Raw genomic sequence first — 22,633 nt, 5'->3', positions numbered from 1 at the left:
AGGGGCGTCGCGGCGTCAGCAGGTCGTGGTCGACGTCGGCGGGGCGGTCAGTCCTCCCGCGTCTGGTATGCCTGCTCCCCCTCGGAGGCGGAGACGTGATCCTGAGGGAGGGACTCGTCCAGGCGGATCACGCCGTAGCTCCAGCCTCGGCGGCGGTAGACGACGGAGGGCACGCCGGTCTCGGCGTTCTGGAAGAGGTAGAAGTCGTGGCCGACCAGCTCCATCGCGTCCACGGCGTCGTCCACGCTCATGGGGGTCGCGGGGAACGCCTTCTGCCGGATGCGCACCGGGGTGCCCGCCTCGGGGGCGTCCTGCGCGGAGGCGTCCTCCGCGGCCAGCGCGGCGCCCGACGGCGGCAGCGGTGGCACGAAGCCGACCTCGCCCGCGCCGCGGGAGGCGCCGAGCTTGCCGCGGCGACGGTCCTTGCGCCGGTCGCGCAGGCGCCGCAGGCGCTCGGTCAGTCGGGCGGCGGCTTTGTCGAAGGCTGCCAGCTCGTCGTCCGCGGCGGCCTCAGCCCGCACGACGTCCCGCGGGCCGCGGACCGTCAGTTCCACGCGGACCGCCTCGTCCGAGTGCTTGTGGTGGGATTCCTTCGTCACGCGGACCTCGAGCGTGTCGGCGCCCTCGGCGAGCCGCTGGAGGCGCTCGGTGCGCTCGACGACGTGGTCGCGGAAGCTCTCCGAGAGGCTGATGTTGCGGGCGATGTAGCTGACATCCATGGTCATGGCGTCCTCCTGGTCCGACTCTCACGGGTCCGGCCTCGGGAGGGGAGGTGCGCCTCGGTGTCGCGTCCGCAGGGCGGCGGCGGGTCCGAGGGTGCGACCTCCTTCCAGCCGTCGGCAGGACGGGAACCGTAGGGGCGATTCCGTGCCGTTCACCCTACCCGGGGGCGTGGCCGGGGGCCAGGCTCGGCGGGGTCCCGCGGCGGGGCCACGGCCGCGAGCACGACGGCCCCGACGGGGTGCCCGCCGGCGCGGCGCACCGCCTCCGCGAGCGCGGCGAGGGTGGCGCCGGTGGTGAGGACGTCGTCCACGAGCAGGACGGGCGCGCCGGCCGGCAGCCGCCCGGCGACGACGCGCCAGTCCCGGGCCCGCCGGCGGCGCTGGCCCGCCCCGGCGCCCGCGTGGGACGGGCCGCCGCCCCGGAGCGTGCTCGCGCGGGGCAGCAGGCGCGCACGGACGGCGTCGGAGACCAGCCACGGCGCCGGCAGCGCCCGGGTGAGCTCGGCGAGCGGGTCGTAGCCGCGCCGTCGGAATCCGACCGCGCCGCCCGGGACCGGGACGAGCAGGGCGTGCCGCGCCCCGGGCAGGTCCGGCTCGAGACGCGCCGCGGCGACGGCCCGGCAGAGGGCCTCGCCCAGCACGCCGCGCAGGTGCAGCGCGTGATGGTCCTTGAACGCGAGCACGGCGGCCGCCAGCGGGTCTGCGTAGCGCCCGGCCGCCATCACCGGCAGCGGAGCGCCGCCGGGGCCCAAGGGCAAAGCCGGGGCGTCCTGCTCCGCCCGGAAGGGCCGGGACAGGACGGCGGTCAGTCCCTCCGCGCAGGCCGGGCAGAGCCGGTGACCCGGCGCGGCGCACACCGCGCACTCGGCGGGCAGGACCAGGTCGGCCAGGGCCCGGCCGAGGGCGCCGAACACCGACGGCGGGGACGGGGAGGACGGCGGGGAACGCATGCGATGAGTCCACCGCACGCCGCCGCCGTCCGGGCGCCGGGGCGGGCCGCTGTGCGGGACGGGGCGGCTGTGCAGGAGTGGACGACGGGGCGGCGGGCGCGGGCTCGGCTCAGTCCGGGAACGAGAGGTCGCGCACCCCGCGGTCGAGCTCCTGCGCCCGCCACGAGGAGCCCACCAGCAGGAACACGAACTCGTCCGTCTCCGCGTAGTAGGCACCGTCGTCGCCGACGGAGATCCCCCGCAGACCGCCCAGCGGGTTGAGCTCCCGGACGGTGCCGTCGATCGAGACGATCCGCGGCACCACGCGCTCGTCGGGCTTCTCGGCGTACGCCGAGACGAGCAGGTTCGTGTCTCCGGCCCACTCCACCGAGTCCTCCGACCCGGAGGAGGGCAGCAGGATCGGCTCGGTCAGGGCGTTCGGCACCCCGTCCGAGCCGCGCACGACCCCGGACACGCGCAGGGTGGTCCGCTGGCCGTCGTCGACGAGCATCGCGGCCTGGGCCCCGCTCCGCGACAACCGCAGGTCGACGATCCGCTCGCCGGGCCGCAGCCAGGTGGCCGTCACGATGCGCTCCTGCCCGCCGGGCTGGGCCGGGACGGCGCGGATCCGCGAGGTCGTCTCCCTGTCGGCCGCCCACACCCAGCCCAGGAGGTCCAGTGAAGGGACGGTGAGCCCGGTGCCGCGCAGCACCTCCCGCAGGGTGCCGTCCGTGCCGGCGACGTGGACCGCCGTCCGGTCACGGGTGACGAACACGAAGCGGCTGCGGTCGCCGGACATGGTCGGGCGGACCGGATCGAGCGCGGTGACGTCCGGGGCGCCGCCCACCGGCGTGACGCTGGTCCCCTGCACGTACACGAGTCCGCCCGTCGCCGTGTCGATGCCCACCTGGACTGAGCCGACGGCGGGGTCGGTCTGGACCGGGGCGGGGCCGTCGTCTCCCGACGTGGACAGCTGGGCGCCGGCGACGGTCACCTCGACCTCCTTGACCGATTGGAGGCCCGTCAGGGTCAGCTCCAGCTGCTCCCGCATGCGGTGCCGCCGGTCGGCGTCGGCCCCCTCGGCGGCCGCCTGGGTGAGGTCGACGTGGGCCACGCCGTCGTCGTCGACGGGCACCGTGGGTGCGGCCAGGTCGGTGCCGGTGCGCAGCGGGAAGGCCGTGTCCACCGCCCCGGCCAGATACGGTGCCGGCCCGCGCAGCAGCGCTCGCGTCACCGCGGTCACGGTGGTGCCCCGATTGACGAACCACCGCACGTCCGGCACGACGTAGCGCTTCGCGGTGTCGTAGAAGGCGAGCTCGTGCGGGGCGAACAGCTGTCCGAACTGCGCCTGGGAGAGCAGCGTGCCGTTCTCCGTGGACGTGATCCGCATGCCCTGCGGCCGTTCCTGCACCGTGACCGCCCAGGCCTGCGTGGTCCCCGGCGGCGCGATGGTCCGCAGGCCGTACTCGTCGATCTCCGAGTCGACCTCGACCTGGATCTGGTAGTCCCCGGCGCCGTCGCCCCGGGTGATGCGCGGCTCCGCCGAGTACACGAGGGTGCGCTGCCCGGGCGTCCACTGGGTGGCCGCGGGCCCGTCGAGGAACTGGCGCGCCACCGCGTAGTCGTCCTGCGGGCTCGTGCCCGCGAGCAGGAAGCCCCGGATGGCCTCCTCCGCCGTGTCCGACTCGGCCGGTCCCGGCGGATGGAACTGCGGCGCGTCGGCGTCTGCGGTGGCCCCGTCGACCGGGTCGGCGCTGCGCACCTCGGAGCTCTGGGGGATCTGGGTGCAGCCGCTGAGGGCGAGCATCAGGGCGACGATCACGCCGACGACGGCGACCCGCGGCGGGCGGGGCGGCTGCGGATCCACGGTGGTCATCGGGCCTCCTCGGCCGGGTCGTCGCCGGTCGGGTCCCCGGGGGCCGACCCGTGGGCGGGATCCTCCGCAGGGACCACGCGCACCGGCCGGGTCGGTGCGGTCAGGGCCTGCTCGGTCTGGCGCGCGGACGGCGGGGCGGCCGCGGCCGCCGCGGCGACGTCCGCGACCGTGCCGACGGCGTCGGCGTCCGCCTCCTGCGGGACGGGCCGGGACAGGTCATCGGCGTACCGGCGGTCCGCCGTGCTGTAGCGGGGCGGAATGGGCAGCACGGAGCGGCCGATCGGCTCGGGGGCCTCGGCGCCCTGCGCGGCCGGGCGCGGCGCCCGCGGCAGGGTCACCATGAAGGTGGACCCCTCCCCCAGCTCGCCCCACGCCTCGAGCCGACCGCCGTGCAGCCGGGTGTCCTCGGTGGCGATCGCCAGACCCAGTCCGGACCCGCCGGTGGTGCGCTTGCGTGAGGGGTCGGCGCGCCAGAACCGGTCGAACACGCGCTGCACCTGCTCGGGGCTCATGCCGATGCCGTGGTCCACGACGGCGAACGTGACGGCCCCCTCGTCGGCCGCCACGAGCACGTCCACCGGCCGGCCCTCGGCGTGCTCGATCGCGTTGTTCACCAGGTTGCGCAGGATCCGTTCGATCCGCCGCGGGTCGACGTGGGCGACGTGGCCGTCGGCGCGGTCCCGGTCCATGGGCACCATGTACACGGGCACGCCGATCTGATCGGCCAGCGGCTGAGAGGTGAGCACGACGTCGCGGGCCAGCTCGAGCATGTCCGTGGCCTCGAGGGCCGGGGTGGCGGCGCCGGCGTCGAACCGGGTGATCTCCAGCAGGTCCGCGAGCATGGCCTGGAAGCGGTCGACCTGGTGGTAGAGCAGCTCGGTCGAGCGTCGGCTGACCGGGTCGAAGTCCTCGCGTGAGCCGTGCAGCACGTCGGCCGCCATCCGCACGGTCGTCAGCGGCGTGCGCAGCTCATGGGAGACGTCCGAGACGAACCGCTGCTGCATCTGGGACAGCTGGGCGAGTTGGCCGATCTGGTCCTGGATGCTGTCCGCCATCCGGTTGAAGGACATGCCCAGGCGGGCCATCTCGTCCTCACCGTCGACCGGCATCCGCACGGCCAGGTTGCCGCTCGAGAGGGACTCGGCCGCCCGGGCCGCCTGCTGCACGGGCAGGGTCACACGCCGCGAGACCCACCACGAGACCAGCACGTTGATCACCAGGAAGCCGACGCCGAACACCAGCAGCACCCTGAGCACCGAGTCGAGCGAGCTCTGGACGTCCGCGAGGTCGTAGACGAGGTAGAGCCCGTAGGTGGCACCCGGGGGCAGCACCATCTGGGCGCCGAACACGAGGCCGGGCCGGGTGCCACCGCCGGGGTTCGGCAGCGCCACGCTCGCGTCGTACACGCCCGGCCCGGAGGCGACCGCGTCCTGCAGCTCCTGGGGGATCACTGCGGGATCGAGCCCGGCGGAGGAGATCGTCCCCACGTACGCGGATTCGGAGTCCGGCAGCGGGGCGAGGTGGTAGCGGCGGCGGATCGTCGTGCCGGAGTCGCCTTCGAGGGCGCGCAGGGTCTGGGTCACCAGCACGTCCGTGCTCTGCGCGTCCGTGGCGGTGGTCTGCGCGAACGTCTCGCGCACCTGGCTCAGGCCACGGCGTGCCTCGGACTGGACCTGCTCGTAGCGGGCCTCGAAGAGGGCCTGGGTGATCTGCTGCGTGAGGAACGCGGCGACCACGAGGCCCGCGAGGATCGAGAGCAGGGCCGCGAGCACCGCCGTGCGCAGCCGCAGGGACCGACGCCACCGGCGGCGCAGCGCACGCCACGCGGGGCCGGGGCCCCACGACCGTGGGCGGGCGGCGGCGGGCTCGACCGGCTCGGCACCGGACTCGGCCGCCGGGGCCGCGCTCACATCCGGGCCGGACACGGTCATGCGCTCAGCCCTGGCCGGCCTTGTACCCGACGCCGCGGACGGTCAGCACGACGCACGGGTTCTCGGGATCCGGCTCGACCTTGGAGCGCAGGCGCTGGACGTGGACGTTCACGAGCCGGGTGTCGGCCTGGTGCCGGTAGCCCCAGACCTCCTCCAGGAACATCTCGCGGGTGAAGACGTGGCGCGGCCGCCGGGCGAGGGCCACGAGGAGATCGAACTCCAGCGGGGTGAGGGCGATGCCGACGCCGCCGCGGGTGACCTGGTGGCCCGCCACGTCGATCTCGAGGTCCCCGATGTGCAGGACCTCCGCCGGCTTGGCCTCCCCCTCACGCAGGCGCGCCCGGACGCGGGCCACGAGCTCGGCCGGCTTGAACGGCTTGGGCACGTAGTCGTCCGCACCCGACTCGAGGCCGCGCACCACGTCCGCCGTGTCCGACTTGGCCGTGAGCATCACGATCGGCACGTCCGACTCGGCTCGGATGAGCCTGCAGACCTCGATGCCGTCGATGCCGGGGAGCATGAGGTCCAGCAGCACCAGATCAGGGCGCTCGCGGTGGAACGCGGGCAGTGCGGAGGTGCCGTCTGCGGCGAACGTCGGCTCGAAGCCGTCGTTGCGCAGGACGATGCCGATCATCTCGGCCAGAGCCTCGTCGTCGTCCACCACCAGGATCTTGGCCTTGCCCATCCTGACCTCCTCGTCAGCGCTCCCCCCGGCGCCGCGGGCGGGACCGGCCCCGGGCACAGGAAATTTTCAGGATCAGCCCGATGATACCCGCCGGGCGGGCCCGTCCCCGGCGGACGACGCCGGAGGTCGCCCCGGTCCGTCGGGGCGCCGGCTCAGCCGCGCAGCTCGGCGAGCCGTGCGGTCAGCTCCTCCGCGTCCCGCCGCAGAGTGCGGAGCACGGCGGGGTCGTGCGACCCCGCCGCTGTGAGGCCGACGTCACCCACGCGTCCGGGGTCCACCCCCAGCCGTTCCCACGTGCGGACGACGTCGACCGGACGCACGCCCGGCTCGGGGGCCAGCGTCAGCCCGCGCCCGATGTCGGCCCAGCCGGCCGCCGCCTCCCACGCCTCGCGGGTGCCGGGCGTGCCGTCCGCGCCGTCGTCGAGGGCGCCCACGCCCACCACGAGGGAGACCGGGGCCGGGGCGGGCGCGTCCGCGGCTGCGTCGGGCCTGGGCAGGGACTCTCCCGTCAGCGTCGCCAGCGCGGCGGGCCCGGGCAGCTCGGCCCCCGGGGAGGTGGCCCGGCGGCCCGGCGCGAGCCACACCCGGGCGACGTCGGGCAGGACGGTGAGCCCGTCGAGGGCGGCGCGCCACAGCCCGCGGGCCTCCTCGCGCGGCAGCGACCGGACGGTGCGGTACCCGCTCGCGGTGGGCAGGGTCCCGGCGAGGACGGCCGCCGCCCACGGCTCGTCGACGACGACGCCGAGACGGGCCGCGCCGGTGGCCCTCCGGAGGCGGGGCAGGGCGTCCTGCAGCCCCTCGAGATAGGACTCGGCGACGTCGCGGCGCGCGCCGTGGTCGCCGAGGACGCGCTCTCCCCCGGGCAGCCAGAGGCCGGCGAGCAGGCTGAGCGGGCCGCGCACCCGCACGGCCAGACGTTCGACGACGGCGCCCTCGGCCCCCGCGGTGTCCGCCCAGCGGTGCGCGTCCTCGCGCCAGAGGGAGACGGCGCGGCGTCGGTCGCGGCCGGAGCCGGCGGCCCCGGGCGGGCTGACCCGCCAGCCGTGCGGCTGCAGGTCGACGGCCAGCTCCTGCAGGAGGGCGGCCGAGCGGCCGGTGGCGTCGGCGCCGGGTCCGCGATCGGGCAGCTCGGGAAGCACCGGCCAGTGGTCCGCGCCGAGCTCGCCGAGCGTGACGCGCTGCGCCTCGGCGACGTCGGTGCCGCGCCACGGCGTGCCGCCGAGGGCGACGGTGCCGCTGGCGCCGTCGTCGTGGGCGGCCTCAGTCATCCGCGTCCCCGGGGCACTCCCCCGGCTCCGCCTCGGCGTCCGGCCGGCCCTCGGCCGCCAGCGCGCGGTGGTGGCGGATGACCTCGGCGATGATGAAGTTCAGGAACTTCTCGGCGAACGCGGGCTCGAGGTCCGCCTCGAGCGCGAGCCGGTGCAGCCGCGCGATCTGGGCGGCCTCACGCCCGGGGTCCGAGGGCGGCAGGTCGTGCCGGGCCTTCAGCGCGCCGACCCGCTGCGTGAACTTGAACCGCTCGGCCAGCAGGTAGACGAGCGAGGCGTCGATGTTGTCGATGCTGCCGCGGATCGCGAAGAGCTCGTCGAGGACCGCCGGGTCCGCGGTGCCGGGCAGCGAGCTGGCGTGGGGGTCGTAGTCCGGGCTCATGGCCGAAGCCTACGCATCCGCGGGGGCCGACAGCCGGGCATTGCGGGCGGTGTCGATGGTGGCCTGGCCGAGCACGCGGGTGCCCCGGTACAGGACGGCCGTCTGACCGGGGGCCACCCCGCGCAGGGGGCGCGCCGGCTCGATCTCCCACCCCGGATGCCCCGCCGCGTCGGCGCGCTGACGGGCGCGGGCCTCGACGATCTCGCCGTGGGCCCGGAACTGCAGCGCGCAGTCGAACCAGGCGCCCGTGCGGGCTTCGGGCACCGGGGCGCCGGCCCACGACGGGCGGATGCCGGTGATGCGGTCGACGTCGAGCAGCTCGCGGCCGCCGACGACCACCGTGTTCTCCTTCGGCCGCACCTCGAGCACGAACCGGGGCTTGCCGTCGGGCGCGGGACGGCCGATGGCCAGGCCCTTGCGCTGGCCGACCGTGAACGCCTGGGCGCCCGCGTGGGTGCCGAGCTCCTGCCCCTCCGGGTCGACGATGGGGCCGGGGGCGAGGTCGATGCGCTCGGCGAGCCAGCCGCGGGTGTCGCCGTCGGGGATGAAGCAGATGTCGTGGGAGTCCGGCTTCGCCGCCACGGACAGGCCGCGCTCGGCCGCCTCGGCGCGCACGAGCTCCTTGGACGGCGTGTCCGCGAGCGGGAAGAGGCAGTGGGCGAGCTGATCCGCGGTGAGCACGCCGAGCACGTAGGACTGGTCCTTCGCATCGTCCGCAGCGCGGTGCAGCTCCAGCGAGCCGTCCGGACCGGGCCGCACGGCGGCGTAGTGGCCGGTGCAGACGGCGTCGAAGCCCAGCTCGAGGGCGCGCTCGAGCAGCGCCGCGAACTTGATGCGCTCGTTGCAGCGCATGCACGGGTTGGGCGTGCGGCCGGCCTCGTACTCGGCCACGAAGTCGTCCACGACGTCCTCCGCGAACCGCTCGGAGAAGTCCCACGTGTAGAAGGGGATGCCGAGCCGCTCGCACGCGCGCCACGCGTCCGAGGCGTCCTCGATGGTGCAGCAGCCACGCGAGCCGGTGCGCAGGGTGCCGGGCATGCGGGACAGGGCCAGGTGGACGCCGACGACGTCGTGCCCGGCGTCCACGGCACGCGCCGCGGCGACGGCGGAGTCGACTCCCCCGGACATGGCGGCCAGGACCTTCACGGGCGGACTCCTCTCTCGACGACGGACGGGCGCTCCAGTCTAGACGCCCGGCCCCAGCAGCGTCCGCAGCGCGTCCATGAGCGCGGCCGTCTCGGCCGGCGTCGTCGTCCGGCCGAGGGTGAACCGCTGGGTGGCCCGCGCGTCGGCCTCCGTCCGCCCCGGCAGGGCCGCGACCACGTGCGACGGCTCGGCCACCCCGGCGGTGCACGCCGACCCGGACGAGGTGTCCAGCCCGGCCATGTCGAAGGAGAACAGCAGCGCGTCCGCCGTCCGGCCCGGCACGGTGATGTGGACGTTGCCGGGCAGTCGGCGCGTCCCCGGCGGCAGCGGCTCCCGCGTCACCGGGTCGAGGTCCCGCGGCCCGGACAGGCGCACCCCGTCCAGGGCGTCGACGGCGGCGATCACCTCGTCCCGCAGCCCGCCCAGGCGGGCGGCCTCGGCGGGCTGCTCCGCGACGGCCTCCTCCACGGCGGCCGCCAGCGCTGCGGCCAGGGCCACCGACACCGTGCCCGAGCGCAGGCGACGTTCCTGGCCGCCGCCGTGCACCACGGCCTCCAACGTGACGTCCCGGCGCACGAGCAGGGCGCCGACACCCACGGGGGCGCCGACCTTGTGCCCCGAGACGGCCAGGGTCGCGGCCCCGGACGCGGCGAAGTCCACGGGCACCGCCCCGACGGCCTGGACGGCGTCGGTGTGCAACGGGACCCCGTGGTCGGCAGCGAGCCGGGCGGCCTCGGCCACGGGCTGGACCGTGCCGATCTCGTTGTTGGCCCACATCAGCGTGGCCAGGGCGGTCCGCTCGGGCGCGGTCGCCAGCGCGGCCCCCCATGCGACGAGGTCGACCCGCCCGTCGTCGTCGACCGGGACGAGCACCGGCTCGGCACCCTCGTGTGCGGCGAGCCAGTCCACCACGTCGAGGACCGCGTGGTGCTCGACGCCGGTCAGCACGATCCGGGTGCGCTCCGGCGCAGCCGCGCGGCGGGCCCGGTACAGCCCCTGGACGGCGAGGTTGTCCGCCTCGGTGCCCCCGGACGTGAGGATCACCTCGGTGGGGTGCGCCCCGAGCCCCGCGGCGATGCGCTCCCGCGCCTCCTCGAGGCGCAGCTTGGCCCGACGGCCGGAGGCGTGGAGGGAGGCCGGGTTGCCCGGGAGCGCGGCCGCCTCGGCCAGGGCCGCGAGCGCGGTGGGGCGCACCGTCGTGGTGGCGGCGTGGTCCAGGTGCACGCGGTCCGGGGTGGTCACCCGGCCAGTCTAGGAGCCGCGCCGGATGTGCACCGGCTCAGTCTCGGGCGAGGAACCGCTCGACGTCACGGGTCGGGCCCAAAAGGAGGATCGTGTCCTCGGGCTCGAGGACGTAATGACTCGGCGGGTAGAGCCACGTGTCGCGGCTGCGGACGGCGACCACGCGCATGCCCCGCTCCCCCGCGAGTCCGGTGGCTCGCAGGTCCCTGCCCAGCAGGCGCGACGGCGGCGTGGCCCGGACCATGGCCAGTCCCGGCTCGACCTCGACGAAGTCCTGGAAGGACGTGCTGACCAGGTGTGCCACGCGGCGGCCCATGTCCCGCTCCGGGTGGACCACGTGCTCCACGCCGAGCTGACGCAGGATCTCGCCGTGGCGGTCGTCGTTGGCCTTGGCCCAGAGCTGGTGCGTCCCGAACCGCCGCATCAGCGAGACGGTGAGGATCGAGTCGGCGAGGTCGCCGCCGATGGCGACGACGACGTGGTCCATCTCGTGGACCGAGAGCTGGCGCATCGCCTCCTCGGCCGTGCTGTCCGCGCGGACGACGTGGGTCAGCCGGCCGTTGAGCGCCTGGACGGCCTCGGCGTCGGCGTCGACCCCCAGCACGTGGCAGTCGGACTCCATGAGCTCGAGGGCGACCCCGGAGCCGAACCGGCCGAGCCCGAGGACGGCCACGGTGGGGCGGTCGCCCCGGCGGGGGGCGAACAGGGAACGGGTGAGATCAGCCAATGAGGGGCCTCTCCTTCGGGTACTCGAAGTGGCGGGTGCGGTCGGTCAGGGCCAGGCTGCCGGCGACGGTGGCGGGGCCGATGCGGCCGACGAACATGAGGAGCATGAGGATGCCCTGCGCGGCCGGCGGCAGCTGGGCGGTGATGCCGGTGGACAGGCCCACCGTGCCGAACGCGGACACGCACTCGAACAGGATCTGGTCGGTCGTGAACGAGGACAGGCCCATGAGCGCCATCGTGGCGACGGCGATCGCGGTCGCGGAGAGCATGATCACGGTGATCGCCTCGCGGTGCGTGGTCCGGGAGAGCCGGCGGCCGAACGCATGGACGGCGCCCTCCCCCCGGATCTCCGCGAGCACGATGAACAGCAGGACGCTCGCCGTCGTGATCTTCACGCCCGAGGCGGTGCCGGCGGGGCCGCCGCCGATGAACATGAGCACGTCGGTGCCGAAGAGCGTCACGGGGTGCATCTGCCCGTAGTCCAGGGTGTTGAAGCCGGCGGTGCGGGTCGTGACGGACTGGAAGAACGCCGCGAGCACGCGCGAGGCCGGGTCCAGACCGCCCAGGGTCCGCGGGTTGGACCACTCGAGGACGAGGTACATGAGCGTGCCGCCCACCAGCAGCACCGCGGTGCCCACGAGCACGAGCCGGACCGTGAGGTTCCACCGCTCGGGTCGACGCAGGTCCCGCCGCAGGGTCAGCACGACCGGCAGGCCCAGGCCGCCCAAGATGATCGCCGCCGCGATCGGCAGGCAGATGAACGGGTCCGAGACGAAGCCCATGAGGTTGTCGCTGAACAGCGCGAACCCGGCGTTGTTGAATGCGGAGACCGCGTGGAAGACCCCCTGCCACAGTGCCTGGCCCGGGGACATCCCCGCGCCCAGCCAGAAGCGCAGGCTCAGCAGCAGCGCCACCGAGGCCTCGACGGCCGTGGAGTACAGGATCAGGGCCCGCAGCACCCGGGGCAGGTCCCCGATCCCCTCGGCCCGGGTGGAGGCCGCGGCGTCGAGGCGCTGGGTGAGGCCGAGCCGCCGGAGGATCACCAGCCCCAGCAGCGACGTGAACGTCATGACGCCCAGGCCACCGAGCTTGATGAGCGCGAGGATCACGACCTGGCCCAGGGGTGTCCAGAACGTCTGGGTGTCCACGACGCCGAGTCCCGTCACCGTGGTGGCGCTGGTCGCCGTGAACGCGGCCTCCAGCGGGGTGGGCGCGCGGCCCTGATACGAGGCGGGCAGCAGCAGTGCGCCGGTGCCCGTCACGATGACGACGAGGAAGGACCCGACCACGAGCTGGGTCGGACGGATGCGGGGCCGACGCGGGCCGACCCGCGGCGACGAGGTGGATGCCACGGGAGGGAAGCATAGTCCTCCCGGGGCGCACTGTCACCGTGCGGCGCCGATGGTTGAATGGCCGGGTGCCGACCCCCTCCGTCCCCCTCGTCCACCCGGTGCACCGGTTCGCCCACCAGGAGATCGACTTCCGCCGCCGGATCGTCACGATGGCCGTGGTCAACCGCACCCCGGACTCCTTCTACGACGACGGCGCCGGCGCCGTCCTGGAGGACGCCCTCGCCCAGGCCCACGCCGCGGCGGACGCCGGAGCCGAGTGGGTCGACGTCGGCGGCCTGCCGTTCGCGCCCGGGGCGGAGCTCGACCCCGCCGAGGAGGCGGCGCGGGTGGTCCCCCTGATCGCGGCCCTGCGGAGCGGAGACGGAGCCGGGTCGTCCGAGGCGTCGCGCCGGCTGATCCTCTCGGCGGACACGTTCCAGCCGGCCGTGGCCGAGGCGGCCCTGGCCGCGGGGGCGGACGTCGTCAACGACACCACGGGACTGTTCCACGCGGACCTGGGCCGGGTGGTGGCCGCCGCGGGCGCGCACCTCGTGGTCACCCACTCCCTCGCCCACGTGCGCGGACCCCGGGCCGTGGTCCCCCGGCCGACGTACGGCGACGTCGTCACGGAGGTCCGCGACCACCTGCGGCGCACCGTCGACCGGGCCGTGGCGCTCGGCGTCCCCGAGGAGAGGATCATCGTGGACCCCGGCCACGATCTGAACAAGAACACCCGGCACACCCTCGAGATCACGCGGCGGCTGGACGAGATCGCCGCCCTGGGGCTGCCCGTGCTGGCAGCGGTCTCGAACAAGGACTTCATCGGCGAGAGCCTGGACCGGCACCGGCACGAGCGGCTGCCCGGCTCGCTGGCCGCGGCCGCGGCCTGCGTGTACGGCGGCGCCCGGATCCTGCGCATGCACGACGCCGACGCCTCCGTCTCGGCGGCCCGCATGCTCGAGTGCGTGTTCGGGTGGCGTGAGCCGGCGCGCCTGGTCCACAACATGGGTGCGGAGAACCCGCCGCCGGACCGCAGCACCCTCGCCGAACACCGGGTCCATGGGGGCCGGGCGTGAGGCGCCTGGCCGAGACCGGCCCCGGCCTGGACGACGACGCCCTCCGCGCCGCCCTCGCGGCCCCGGCGGCCGAGGACACCGGCCCCGGGCCCTGGGTCCGCGTCGTGTTCATCGCCTCCGCCGACGGCGCGGCCACCCTGGACGGCCGTGCCGGTGGGCTCGGCTCCCCCGCGGACCAGCGGCTGCTCTCGCTCTCCCGGCACGACGCCGACGTCGTGCTCGTGGGGGCCGGGACCATCCGGGCCGAGGGCTACGAGGGAGCGCTGCTGTCCGAGGAGGACCGGCGTCGACGCGCGGACGCCGGCGGGCCCGCGGACCCGCCCGTGGCCGTGGTCAGCGGCAGCCTGGACCTGGACCCGGAGTCCGCGTTCTTCACGGCCGCCCCGGTGCGCCCCTGGATCCTCACGTCCCGGGCCGCCCTCGCGGGCGAGCCGGAGCGGGCGACGGCCCTGGCCGCGCGCGCCGAGGTGCTGGCGGTCGGCGAGGAGCACGTGGACCCCCAGACCGTGGTGGCGACCCTGCACGCGCGCGGCGCCCGCGTCGTCCACTGCGAGGGCGGACCGCGCCTGTTCGGCAGCCTCGCGGCGGCCGGCCTCGTGGACGAGGTGCACCTCACCGTGGCGCCGCTGCTGGCCGGACCCGCCGCCGGCCGCGTCCTGACCGGGGAGGACGGCCCCGGCCTCCCCGCCCGGCTGCAGCTGGTCCAGGTGCTCCACGACGACGGCATGCTGTTCCTGCGCCTGCACCACGAGCGGCACGCCTCCCCCGGCCCGGACCCCACGCCGTGAGCGCGGCCGAGGAGCACCGCACCGCCTACGAGGTCCTGGGCGTGTCCCGCGACGCGACCGCCGAGGAGGTCCGGCGGGCCTACCGCCGCGCGGCCCGGGCCGCGCACCCCGACGTGGGCGGCGACCCCGCCGCCTTCCGGGCCGTGACGCGGGCGTGGGACCTGCTCGGCGACGCCGAGGCCCGGCGCCGGTACGACCTCTCGCTGCCCGGACTCGACGTCGCCCGGGCCCGCGACCCCCGCGCGCGGGCCGGATCAGGGCGGGCGAGACCGTCGGGACCGTCCGGACCCCGCGGACGTGCCGCCCGCCCCGCGCGCTACGAGCCCCCGCCCGGCGAGGTGGAGGCCGACCCGACCGTGCTGGACCTGCCGCGATCGAGCCAACGCGTCCACGGGGCACCGCGGCCGCGCGGGATCCTGCCGGACGAGCACCGGGTGCTGCGGCAGGCCCGCACCCTCGACGTGCTGCTGCGCCACGTGGCGGACGCGCTCCCGGCCGCCCGGGTCCTGACCGGGCTGCGGCTGGACGGGCGCTGGGGACGGCACCTCGACGTGGACCACGCGGTGCTGTGCGGCCACCGCCTGGCGCTGATCGGCTCCGTCATGGTCCCGGAGGGGACCTACACCTGGGACGGGGCGGACCTGCGCTCCCGGGGCCGTCCCGTGGCCCCGCCGTTGCTCGGCCCCGCAATGATGGCGTGGCAGCAGGCCCTGCCCCAGGTCACCGTCGGCGGCTTCATGCACGTGATGACGGACCGCGACGCGCGGCACGCGCCCGTGATCCGGCACGCGCGGGGCGCGAACTCCCCGGGGACGCAGGCCGACCTGCTCACCGCCCCGCCCGCGCCCGGGCTCGCCTTCGCCCGCGAGGTGGCCCTCTTCCTGGGCACAGGCCCGGACCCGGACCTCGTGGACCGCCGCGCGCTCGGCGCGCTGGTCGCCCGGCTCCACTGAGCCAGACCCCCGCCCGGCGACGCCGCACTAGGCTGGGCGCGTGCCCGACTCCCCCGCCCCGCCCCGCCCGAACCCGCACGAGGGCGCCGACCGCGCCCCGGCGCCCGGCACTCCCGGGTTCCGTATCCTGCTGCTCACCCCGGAGATCCCGGGCAACACCGGCAATGCGATCCGGCTCGCCGCCCTCACGGGGGCCGAGCTGCATCTCGTGGAGCCGCTCGGCTTCGGGTTCGAGGACGCGCACCTGCGCCGCGCGGGCCTGGACTACCACGACCTCGCGGTGGTGACGGTGCACCCGGACCTCGACGCGGCGCTCGCGGCCCTCGCCCCCGCCCGGGTGCTGGCCTTCACCGCGCGCGGGTCCGTGCGCCACGACCGGGTCGCCTATCGGCCCGGAGACGTGCTGCTCTTCGGCCGCGAGTCCACCGGCCTGCCGGAGGAGGTGCTGGCCGACCCGCGGGTCACCGAAACCGTCTGCCTGCCCATGCAGCCGGCCCGTCGGTCCCTGAACCTGGCGAACGCCGTCTCCATCGCCGTGTACGAGGCCTGGCGCCAGCACGACTTCGCCGGGTCCGCTGCCCACCCCGATTCCCTAGACTGAGGCCACCATGCAGACTCCTGACGCGTCCGAGCCCCACGCCGACCGCCCCGACGACGCCGGCCAGCCCGCCCTGGACACCCTTCTGCGCCGCAGCGCCGAGGGCGACCGGGCGGCCTTCTCCGCGTTCTACGACGCCACGGTCCCGTGGGTGCACGGCCTGGCCGAGGCGATGTTCGGCCCCGGCGACGACGCCGCCGAGGCCACCGTCCGCACCTACCTGACCGCGTGGGAGGAGGCGTCCGAGGCCAGCCTCGACCTGAGCGAGCAGGACGACGCGACCCACCGCGAACGCCAGGTGTTCACGTGGCTCGAGGTCCTCGCCCACCGCGTGATGACCTCGCTGCGCCGCGCCGGCGGCTCCGCGGCGGAACGTGGGCGTCGTCCCGGCCCGGCCGGCCCCGCCGCGCTGCCGGAGGACCTCATGGACCGGGTGGACCCGGACGCGTTCGAGGCCGTGCGGCTGGCCTGGCTGGGCGGCTGCACGGACCGGGAGGTCGCCGATCGGCTGGATCTGCCGGCCGACCGGGCCCGCACCCTCCTGCGCGACGGCGTCCGGCAGGTCGTCGCGGCCCGCCGCGACCTCACCCAGGACGGCGCCCGGCCGTCCGCGCCCGCCCCGGCCTCCGGCCCGGCCCTGGGCGCGGGCGTGCGCGAGGACGTCGACGCCGGCCGCACGCTCGAGCTGGCCGACCTCTCCGCCGTGCACGCCCTCGACACCGCCGGGCACACCGCGGCCTTCTCCGCCGTGCAGCGGCGGGGCGGCGAGCTGGCCCGGTGGCGTTCCCGGGTGGACGGGGCGCGCCAGGCGGTGGCCTGGGCGTTCCGCTCCGTGACGGCCGAGCCGCCGTCGGCCCTGCTCGACGAGGTCCTGCGCCGCCTGCCCGCCCAGGACGTGGGCATGGACCTGATCGGCGACGAGTCGGCCCCCGCCGGCCCGCCGCGGGACCGCCTGCGCTGGCTCAAGGTGACGGCGCTGGTGCTGCTCGCGGCCCTCGTGCTCGGCGTCGGCGGGTGGACGGTGTGGAGTCAGTTCACGCGGCCGGGCATCGTGCACCGCATCGACCAGTCGAAGGACCTGTTCACGACCTCGGAGTATCCGGCCCAGGACGGCGGGAGCGTCCAGGCGTTCCTGTCCCGGGAGCAGAACAGCGGCTACCTGATGATCAGCGGGATGCCCCAGCTGCCGGAGGGTCAGTCCTACCAGCTGTGGCTCTACCCCTCGGACGGCACGGCCCCGGCCTCGCTCGGCACGTTCGACGCCAACGGCTTCGGCGAGCCCGTGACCTTCCGGGGGCTGGACCGCTTCGCGGCGATGGGCATCTCCGTGGAGCCCAGCTCGGGCTCCGAGGTGCCGACGTCGGAGCCCATCGTCGGCGTGGACCTCGACCCCACCGCGCAGACCGGCCCGCGCTACGGCGGGCGGCCGAGCAACAACTGAGTCCCCGGAGCAGAAGGGCCGACGACGCGGCGCGTCGTCGGCCCTTCTGCTGTGGGGGCGGTTCAGAACCCGGCGATGGTGCGCGGACCGTTGACCGTGACCAGGTGGAACGCCTCGGCGTGGCCCTGCCCGGCGGCCGGGCCGGCGGCGTGCCGGTGATGTTCGGCCATCTGGGCGAGCACCTGCCGCCGCATCGCGTCGACGTCCGGGTGCTGGGAGAGGTGGGCGTCGAGGGCGCGCAGCTTCTGCTCCGCCAGGCCCGTGACGTCCACGACCGTGTTCCGCCGTGCGGCGGGGGCGGCGTACAGCAGCAGGTGCCGGATCTTGAACGCCTCCAGCCCCTCCGCCGCGAGCTCCGGGTACGCGTACGGGTTCTCGACCGCCGGGTACGCGGCGCGCACCACGGCCTCGCCGCAGGCGAGGTGGTCCGGGTGGGCGGCCTGCATCCGCTCCCAGTCCCGCTCGGGGTGGGTGCTGAGGACGACGTCCGGGCGGACGCGGCGCATCAGGGCCACGAGCTTGCGGCGCACGCCGTGGTCCGGCTCGAGGTGTCCGTCGCGCTCGCCGAGGAAGTGGACCTCGGCGGCGCCGACGACGGCGGCGGCCGCCCGCTGTTCGGCGTGGCGGCGGGCGGTCATCGCTTCGGGGCCCTCCGAGTCGAAGCCGCCGGCATCCCCGTCCGTCACGATGCACAGCTCGATGTGCAGCCCGGCCGCGCTGAAGCCGGCCAGGGTGGCGGCGGCCCCGAAGTCGAGGTCGTCCGGATGGGCGCCGACGGCCAAGACTCGGCGCCAGCCGTGGTGGGCGGCGAGCTCAGCGGGGGTGGTGAGTGTGGTGGTCACGATTGGGTGTCCTCCGTGAACGTCACCTCGGCCTTCTGCTCCGCGCCGTCGCGGAGGTAGGTGACGTCCACCGAGTCTCCCACGCGGTGCTCGCGGACGACGGCGGTGAGGGACTCGGAGTCGATCACCGCGCGGTCGCCGACGGCGGTGATCACGTCGCCCTCCTTCAGCCCGGCCGCCGCGGCCGCCGACCCTTCCACGACCTGCTGGACGCGGGCGCCGTCGCTGAACACGGTCCGGGCGTTCTCGCCGCCGCCCTTCACCTCGGCGGGCTCCGGGGTGACGCTCACGCCGAGCATGGCGTGCGTGGCCTTGCCGTGGTCGATCAGGTCCTGCGCGACCCGCTGGGAGTAGTCCACGGGGATGGCGAAGCCGACCCCGATGTTGCCCGCCGCGCTCGGGTCCTGGCCGGTCGAGGCGATCGCGACGTTCACGCCCACCAGGCGGCCCTCGGCGTCGACGAGCGCGCCTCCGGAGTTGCCGGGGTTGATGGCCGCGTCGGTCTGCAGCACGTTGATGTACACCTCGCCCTGGGTGCCCTGCGGGGTGCCCGGCAGCTGGAAGCGGTACTGGTCGGAGCCGGAGGACGAGCCGGAGCTCTCGCCCTGCGGCTCGGGCGCCTCGGAGGACGCCACCGCGATGGTCCGGTCCAGGGTGGAGATGATCCCGTCGGTCACGGTGTTCGGCAGGCCCAGGGGGGCGCCGATGGCGACGGCCTCGTCCCCGACCTTCAAGTCCCCGGACCGGCCGATCTGGATGGGGGTGAGGTCCGGGGCGTCGATCTTGATGACGGCCAGGTCGGACAGCGGGTCGGTGCCCACGACGGTGGCAGCGTAGACCTCCCCGTCCGAGGTGCGCACCGTCAGCTCGGCGTCGTTGGCCTGGCCGCCGAGGGTGACCACGTGCGTGTTCGTGAGGATGTGCCCCTCCGTGTCCAGGATCGAACCGGAACCGGAACCGGAGGCGGAGCTCGACGTCGCGGAGATGGTCACCACGGAGGGCAGCGCGGTCTTCGCGGCGTTCCCGACGGCGGTGTCCGCCACGGGCTGTCCCCCGGCCTCGGCCGAGGTGTCCGTCGCCTGAGAGGAGGAGGAGCTCGCGGCCTCGCCGCCGTCCTCCGCGACCGCGCAACCGGAGAGCCCCACCATGAGCACGGCCGCGGCGAGCAGGCCCGCCCCGGCACGGGCGCGGGACTGGGGCCGGGGACGCGCGACGGGGCGGGCCGTCGGCACGGGGGGCTGGGTGGGGGCGGCGGTCTGGTCCACGGGGTCCTCGCTTCGGGTCGGGCCCCGGGCGGTCGACACGGACGCCCGTCGTCTTGCGGACGCGCGCCCCGGGGCACGTCCACGCTAGCGTGCATGACTGAACGCCGCCTAGAGGTCGGCCGAACGTCCGCTCCTCCCACGGTTCCGGCCGCGCCGGATCCCTGGTGCCCGATTCCCACGCCGCCCTACACTCAACCCCAGGATCCGGCGGGTCCGCCCGGTGCGGCGGCTCGCCTCCGTCGTCGAAGGAGACCCCGCATGACCGTGCCCACCCGCCCCGCCGATGTCGGCCGTCTGGCGCGTGCCGTGACCGCCGCGGGCCTGGGAGGTCTGGGCCTCCTGGTGGCGGCACCCACCGCGCACGCCGTGGCGGTGCCGCCGGGCGTATACGTGGTGGACGAGGCCGGTGTGCTTTCGACCTCCGATGAGCAGCGGCTGACCCAGGAGATCCAGGACCTGCGCCGGGACACCGGGCAGGGGCTGTACGTCGTCTACGTGGATGAGTTCAGCACGGACGCCCAGACGCTGGCCCAGGACGTGGCGCGCCAGCGCGGGCTCGGGACGAACGACTCAGTCCTGGTGATCGCGGTCGAGGAGCGCGCCTATGGGCTGGACAGCGGCGGGGACGCGAACCTGCAGAACCAGGTGACGCGCACCTACGTGGGCCCGGAGCTGTCCAAGATCGGCACGGACCCCGGCTCGGCGGACTGGCTGGCGGTGGGCACCGCCGCGGTGCAGGGGCTCGACGACGCCGCCGACGGCACGCTCGACGGCACGGGGGCCAGCGGGGCCGAGTACGATCCGGCCGGCGCCCTGCCAGCCGGCACCACGGGCGGCGGGAGCACGGCCCAGGGCGCCTCCGACGGCGGTGGGGCCCTGACGGCGGTCCTCGGCGCGGGTGCGGTGGCCGCGGCCGTGGGCGGCGGCGTGCTCGTGGCCCGCAGCCGGAGGCGCACGCAGGGCGGCGAGGTCGAACGGGGCCGCACCGAGGAGGCCCGCCGCGACCCCCTCGATGAGCTCAGCGTGGAGCAGCTGCGCACCCAGGCCGGCTCGAAGCTCGTGGCCGCGGACGACGCCATCCGCTCCTCGGAGCAGGAGCTGGGCTTCGCCGAGGCGTCCTATGGGGAGAAGTCCGTGGCGACGTTCCGCGAGGACATCGACCAGGCCAAGGAGCACATGCGGGCCTCGTTCCAGCTCCAGCACCAGCTCGACGACGAGATCCCGGACACCGAGGCCGAGCAGCGCGCCTGGCTCAAGGAGATCATCCAGCGCAACGAGGCCGTGGGTGCGTCCCTGGCGGCGCACAAGAAGGAGTTCGACTCCCTGCGCGACCTCGAGAACCAGGTGCCCGAGGCCCTGGAGCGCGTCGACGCCCGCCTGCCCGAGGCCCGGTCCCGGGTGCAGGACTCCGAGTCGGCGATCACCGCGCTGCACGGCCAGTACGCGGAGTCCGCCCTCGCCGAGGTCGCGGACAACGCGGCGCAGGCCCGGGAGAGGCTCGAGTTCGTGGAGACCGCCCTCGCGAAGTCGCGGAGCGCGTGGGAAGCCCAGGACCGCTCCACGGCGGCGCTGGCCGTGCGTGCCGCCGAGGAGGCGCTCAGCCAGGTGGACACGCTCACCGAGGCGGTCGGCAAGGCCGAGGGGTCCCTGCGGGCCATGCTGAGCAACCTGCAGACGGGCCTCGCCCAGTCCGAGCAGGACGTGGCCGAGGCCGAAGCGCTCGTGGCCAACGGATCGCACCCCGAGCTGGCCGGCCCGGTGGCGAGGATGAAGACCGCCCTGAACGCGGTGCGCCAGGCCCTCGCGGCCGGCCGCCCGGACCCCCTGCAGCTGCTCCACCAGCTCGAGGCCGCGCACCGCCAGCTCAACACCCCGCTGGCCGGCGTCCGCGACGCTCGCGAGCAGGCCCGCCAGGCCTCCCAGGTGCTCACCTCCACGATCGCCCAGGCACAGGCGCAGATCGACGGCACGGCCGACTTCATCGGCGCCCGGCGCGGTGCGGTGGGCTCGGAGGCCCGGACCCGGCTCGCGGAGGCCGACCACACGCTGCGTTCGGCGATCAGCCTCGGCCGCACCGACCCCGTGGCCGCCCTCCAGCAGGCGCAGCGCGCCTCCCAGCTGGCCGAGCGCGCGAGCGAGCTGGCCCGCGCGGACGTCGAGGGCTTCGGCTACGGCCCCGGCATGGGCGGCATGTACGGCGCACGCCCGCGCGCCGGAGTGGGCGGCAGCTTCGGCGGCGGCCTCGGCGGGGCACTGCTCGGCGGCATCCTGATGAACTCGATCCTGAACAGCGGCCACGGCGACAGCTGGGGCGGCGGCGGCTTCGGCGGGTTCGACGGCGGCGGCCTCGGCGGCGGCGACTTCGGCGACATCTCCGGCGGCGGCTTCTGACCGCCCCCCCATGAACTCCGGCGCCCCGGGCGCCGGCCCGGCCCGCACGCGCGGGACGGGGTGGACGCAGGCCGACGGTCTGCGCTGACGTGAAAGACCGACGAAAGGCAGACACCATGGTCAAGCAGTCCATCTTCGGCCGCATCAGCACGCTGGCGAAGGCCAACATCAACGCGATGCTGGACAAGGCCGAGGACCCCCAGAAGATGCTGGACCAGATGGTCCGCGACTACACGAACAACATCGCGGAGGCCGAGGCCGCCGTCGCCCAGACCATCGGCAACCTGCGGATGATCGAGGACGACTACCGCGAGGACCAGGACGCGTCCCGCAGCTGGGGCCAGAAGGCGCTGGCCGCCTCCCAGAAGGCCGACGACTTCCGCGCCAAGGGCGACACCGCCTCGGCGGACAAGTTCGACAACCTCGCCAAGGTGGCCATCGAGCGCCAGATGGACTTCGAGCGTCAGGCGAAGTCCGCGGAGCCGACCATCGCCTCGCAGCGCGAGATCGTGGAGCGCCTGAAGACCGGTCTGGACCAGATGAAGGTCAAGCGTCAGCAGCTGGTCGCCAAGCGCGACGAGCTGACCGCCCGCGCCAAGTCCGCCCACGCCCAGTCCGCGGTGGCCGACGCCGTGAAGTCGATCGACCTGCTGGACCCGACCTCCGAGGTCTCCCGCTTCGAGGAGAAGGTCCGTCGCGAGGAGGCCCGCGTGCGCGGCCAGCAGGAGATCGCCGCCTCCTCCCTCGACGCCCAGTTCGAGTCCCTCGAGGACCTCGGCGAGAAGACCGAGGTGGAGGCCCGCCTCGCAGCCCTCAAGGCCGGCGGCGCCAGCCAGGCCGCCCTCGCCTCGGGCGACGTCGACGCCGACGAGACCCTGACCCTCGACTACGCCGCCGAGGGGACCGCCGAGGAGACCGGCACCGCGCGCGGCTGACCCCGCCCCGCCCCACGGCCCGTCGCCCGGCCCACGCCGGCGCGGCGGGCCGTCCTCGTGCGCCCCGGCCGGTGCCCCTCCCGGACGCGCCCCGGCCCCCGCACTC

At 75.4% G+C, this 22,633-nt stretch carries 20 protein-coding genes; 7 read left to right on the top strand and 13 right to left on the bottom strand.

Annotated features, from left to right (window positions below; genetic code table 11):
• Window positions 1–47 precede the first annotated feature (47 nt).
• From hpf to NR073_RS08200, 11 genes are all read right to left on the bottom strand, one after another.
• Entirely contained in the window at window positions 48–725 is a 678-nt protein-coding gene (hpf, locus tag NR073_RS08250) for a ribosome hibernation-promoting factor, HPF/YfiA family (protein ID WP_036316002.1), read from the bottom strand.
• A gap of 149 nt (window positions 726–874) precedes the next feature.
• On the bottom strand, window positions 875–1,672 hold the full coding sequence (locus NR073_RS08245; protein ID WP_206452172.1) for a ComF family protein: 798 nt from the start codon (window positions 1,670–1,672) through the stop codon (window positions 875–877).
• A gap of 109 nt (window positions 1,673–1,781) precedes the next feature.
• Window positions 1,782–3,527 (bottom strand): LpqB family beta-propeller domain-containing protein, encoded by a 1,746-nt coding sequence (locus NR073_RS08240; protein ID WP_206481351.1) that lies wholly within the window; start codon window positions 3,525–3,527, stop codon window positions 1,782–1,784.
• The gene (gene mtrB / locus NR073_RS08235) at window positions 3,524–5,458 is read right to left on the bottom strand and encodes an MtrAB system histidine kinase MtrB (RefSeq protein ID WP_206481352.1); all 1,935 of its coding nucleotides are present in this window, start codon (window positions 5,456–5,458) and stop codon (window positions 3,524–3,526) included. The genes NR073_RS08240 and mtrB overlap by 4 nt, the downstream gene beginning before the upstream one ends.
• A 4-nt stretch (window positions 5,459–5,462) precedes the next feature.
• Entirely contained in the window at window positions 5,463–6,143 is a 681-nt protein-coding gene (gene mtrA, locus NR073_RS08230) for an MtrAB system response regulator MtrA (protein ID WP_256748735.1), read from the bottom strand.
• Between the two features lie 152 nt (window positions 6,144–6,295).
• Complete coding sequence (locus NR073_RS08225) at window positions 6,296–7,411, bottom strand: hypothetical protein (protein WP_012750980.1); 1,116 nt, start codon at window positions 7,409–7,411, stop codon at window positions 6,296–6,298.
• A complete protein-coding gene (locus NR073_RS08220) occupies window positions 7,404–7,793 on the bottom strand; it encodes a chorismate mutase (protein ID WP_012750981.1) in 390 nt (129 codons plus the stop codon). The genes NR073_RS08225 and NR073_RS08220 overlap by 8 nt, the downstream gene beginning before the upstream one ends.
• Window positions 7,794–7,802: 9 nt before the next feature.
• On the bottom strand, window positions 7,803–8,939 hold the full coding sequence (gene mnmA, locus NR073_RS08215) for a tRNA 2-thiouridine(34) synthase MnmA (RefSeq protein WP_036315990.1): 1,137 nt from the start codon (window positions 8,937–8,939) through the stop codon (window positions 7,803–7,805).
• A 39-nt stretch (window positions 8,940–8,978) separates the two neighbouring features.
• Window positions 8,979–10,181, bottom strand: a complete 1,203-nt coding sequence (locus NR073_RS08210) for a cysteine desulfurase family protein (protein ID WP_101966052.1) — start codon at window positions 10,179–10,181, stop codon at window positions 8,979–8,981.
• Window positions 10,182–10,218: 37 nt separating this feature from the next.
• A complete protein-coding gene (locus tag NR073_RS08205) occupies window positions 10,219–10,908 on the bottom strand; it encodes a TrkA family potassium uptake protein (protein WP_070708556.1) in 690 nt (229 codons plus the stop codon).
• Window positions 10,901–12,259, bottom strand: a complete 1,359-nt coding sequence (locus NR073_RS08200) for a TrkH family potassium uptake protein (RefSeq protein ID WP_101962768.1) — start codon at window positions 12,257–12,259, stop codon at window positions 10,901–10,903. The genes NR073_RS08205 and NR073_RS08200 overlap by 8 nt, the downstream gene beginning before the upstream one ends.
• Before the next feature lie 65 nt (window positions 12,260–12,324).
• On the opposite strand from NR073_RS08200, the gene folP reads away from it, so the two are divergent.
• The 5 genes from folP to NR073_RS08175 are packed head-to-tail and all read left to right on the top strand — an operon-like array spanning window position 12,325 to window position 17,094.
• A complete protein-coding gene (folP, locus tag NR073_RS08195; protein ID WP_087114562.1) occupies window positions 12,325–13,314 on the top strand; it encodes a dihydropteroate synthase in 990 nt (329 codons plus the stop codon).
• Window positions 13,311–14,102: a pyrimidine reductase family protein gene (locus NR073_RS08190; RefSeq protein ID WP_119217208.1), complete on the top strand. Its 792-nt coding sequence runs from the start codon at window positions 13,311–13,313 to the stop codon at window positions 14,100–14,102. The genes folP and NR073_RS08190 overlap by 4 nt, the downstream gene beginning before the upstream one ends.
• Window positions 14,099–15,055, top strand: coding sequence for a DnaJ domain-containing protein (locus NR073_RS08185; RefSeq protein WP_256748734.1), 957 nt, complete (start codon window positions 14,099–14,101; stop codon window positions 15,053–15,055). Before NR073_RS08190 ends, NR073_RS08185 begins: the two co-directional genes overlap by 4 nt.
• A 40-nt stretch (window positions 15,056–15,095) precedes the next feature.
• Window positions 15,096–15,656: a tRNA (cytidine(34)-2'-O)-methyltransferase gene (locus NR073_RS08180; protein ID WP_256748733.1), complete on the top strand. Its 561-nt coding sequence runs from the start codon at window positions 15,096–15,098 to the stop codon at window positions 15,654–15,656.
• A gap of 7 nt (window positions 15,657–15,663) precedes the next feature.
• On the top strand, window positions 15,664–17,094 hold the full coding sequence (locus tag NR073_RS08175; RefSeq protein ID WP_152743418.1) for an anti-sigma factor domain-containing protein: 1,431 nt from the start codon (window positions 15,664–15,666) through the stop codon (window positions 17,092–17,094).
• A gap of 62 nt (window positions 17,095–17,156) precedes the next feature.
• Here NR073_RS08175 and NR073_RS08170 read toward each other — a convergent pair whose 3' ends face one another.
• Complete coding sequence (locus NR073_RS08170) at window positions 17,157–17,936, bottom strand: PIG-L deacetylase family protein (RefSeq protein WP_230278120.1); 780 nt, start codon at window positions 17,934–17,936, stop codon at window positions 17,157–17,159.
• Entirely contained in the window at window positions 17,933–19,201 is a 1,269-nt protein-coding gene (locus NR073_RS08165) for a trypsin-like peptidase domain-containing protein (protein WP_256748732.1), read from the bottom strand. The genes NR073_RS08170 and NR073_RS08165 overlap by 4 nt, the downstream gene beginning before the upstream one ends.
• Window positions 19,202–19,459: 258 nt before the next feature.
• Here NR073_RS08165 and NR073_RS08160 point away from each other — a divergent pair, with 258 nt between their 5' ends.
• Both NR073_RS08160 and NR073_RS08155 read left to right on the top strand, forming a co-directional pair.
• A complete protein-coding gene (locus tag NR073_RS08160) occupies window positions 19,460–21,592 on the top strand; it encodes a TPM domain-containing protein (RefSeq protein ID WP_256748731.1) in 2,133 nt (710 codons plus the stop codon).
• 116 nt (window positions 21,593–21,708) lie between these two features.
• Window positions 21,709–22,527 (top strand): PspA/IM30 family protein, encoded by an 819-nt coding sequence (locus NR073_RS08155; protein WP_069941443.1) that lies wholly within the window; start codon window positions 21,709–21,711, stop codon window positions 22,525–22,527.
• Window positions 22,528–22,633: the final 106 nt, after the last annotated feature.

Source organism: Micrococcus sp. Mcc28 (genome assembly GCF_024519775.1).
Lineage (GTDB): Bacteria > Actinomycetota > Actinomycetes > Actinomycetales > Micrococcaceae > Micrococcus > Micrococcus luteus.
Note: the sequence above shows the minus strand (reverse complement) of the source record. Positions and strands in the feature narration are given on the sequence as shown.

Coding starts and splice junctions, on each gene's coding strand:
- hpf (WP_036316002.1), bottom strand. CDS start 725: ATGACCATGGATGTCAGCTACATCGCCCGCAACATCAGCCTCTCGGAG.
- NR073_RS08245 (WP_206452172.1), bottom strand. CDS start 1,672: ATGCGTTCCCCGCCGTCCTCCCCGTCCCCGCCGTCGGTGTTCGGCGCC.
- NR073_RS08240 (WP_206481351.1), bottom strand. CDS start 3,527: ATGACCACCGTGGATCCGCAGCCGCCCCGCCCGCCGCGGGTCGCCGTC.
- mtrB (WP_206481352.1), bottom strand. CDS start 5,458: ATGACCGTGTCCGGCCCGGATGTGAGCGCGGCCCCGGCGGCCGAGTCC.
- mtrA (WP_256748735.1), bottom strand. CDS start 6,143: ATGGGCAAGGCCAAGATCCTGGTGGTGGACGACGACGAGGCTCTGGCC.
- NR073_RS08225 (WP_012750980.1), bottom strand. CDS start 7,411: ATGACTGAGGCCGCCCACGACGACGGCGCCAGCGGCACCGTCGCCCTC.
- NR073_RS08220 (WP_012750981.1), bottom strand. CDS start 7,793: ATGAGCCCGGACTACGACCCCCACGCCAGCTCGCTGCCCGGCACCGCG.
- NR073_RS08175 (WP_152743418.1), top strand. CDS start 15,664: ATGCAGACTCCTGACGCGTCCGAGCCCCACGCCGACCGCCCCGACGAC.
- NR073_RS08160 (WP_256748731.1), top strand. CDS start 19,460: ATGACCGTGCCCACCCGCCCCGCCGATGTCGGCCGTCTGGCGCGTGCC.
- NR073_RS08155 (WP_069941443.1), top strand. CDS start 21,709: ATGGTCAAGCAGTCCATCTTCGGCCGCATCAGCACGCTGGCGAAGGCC.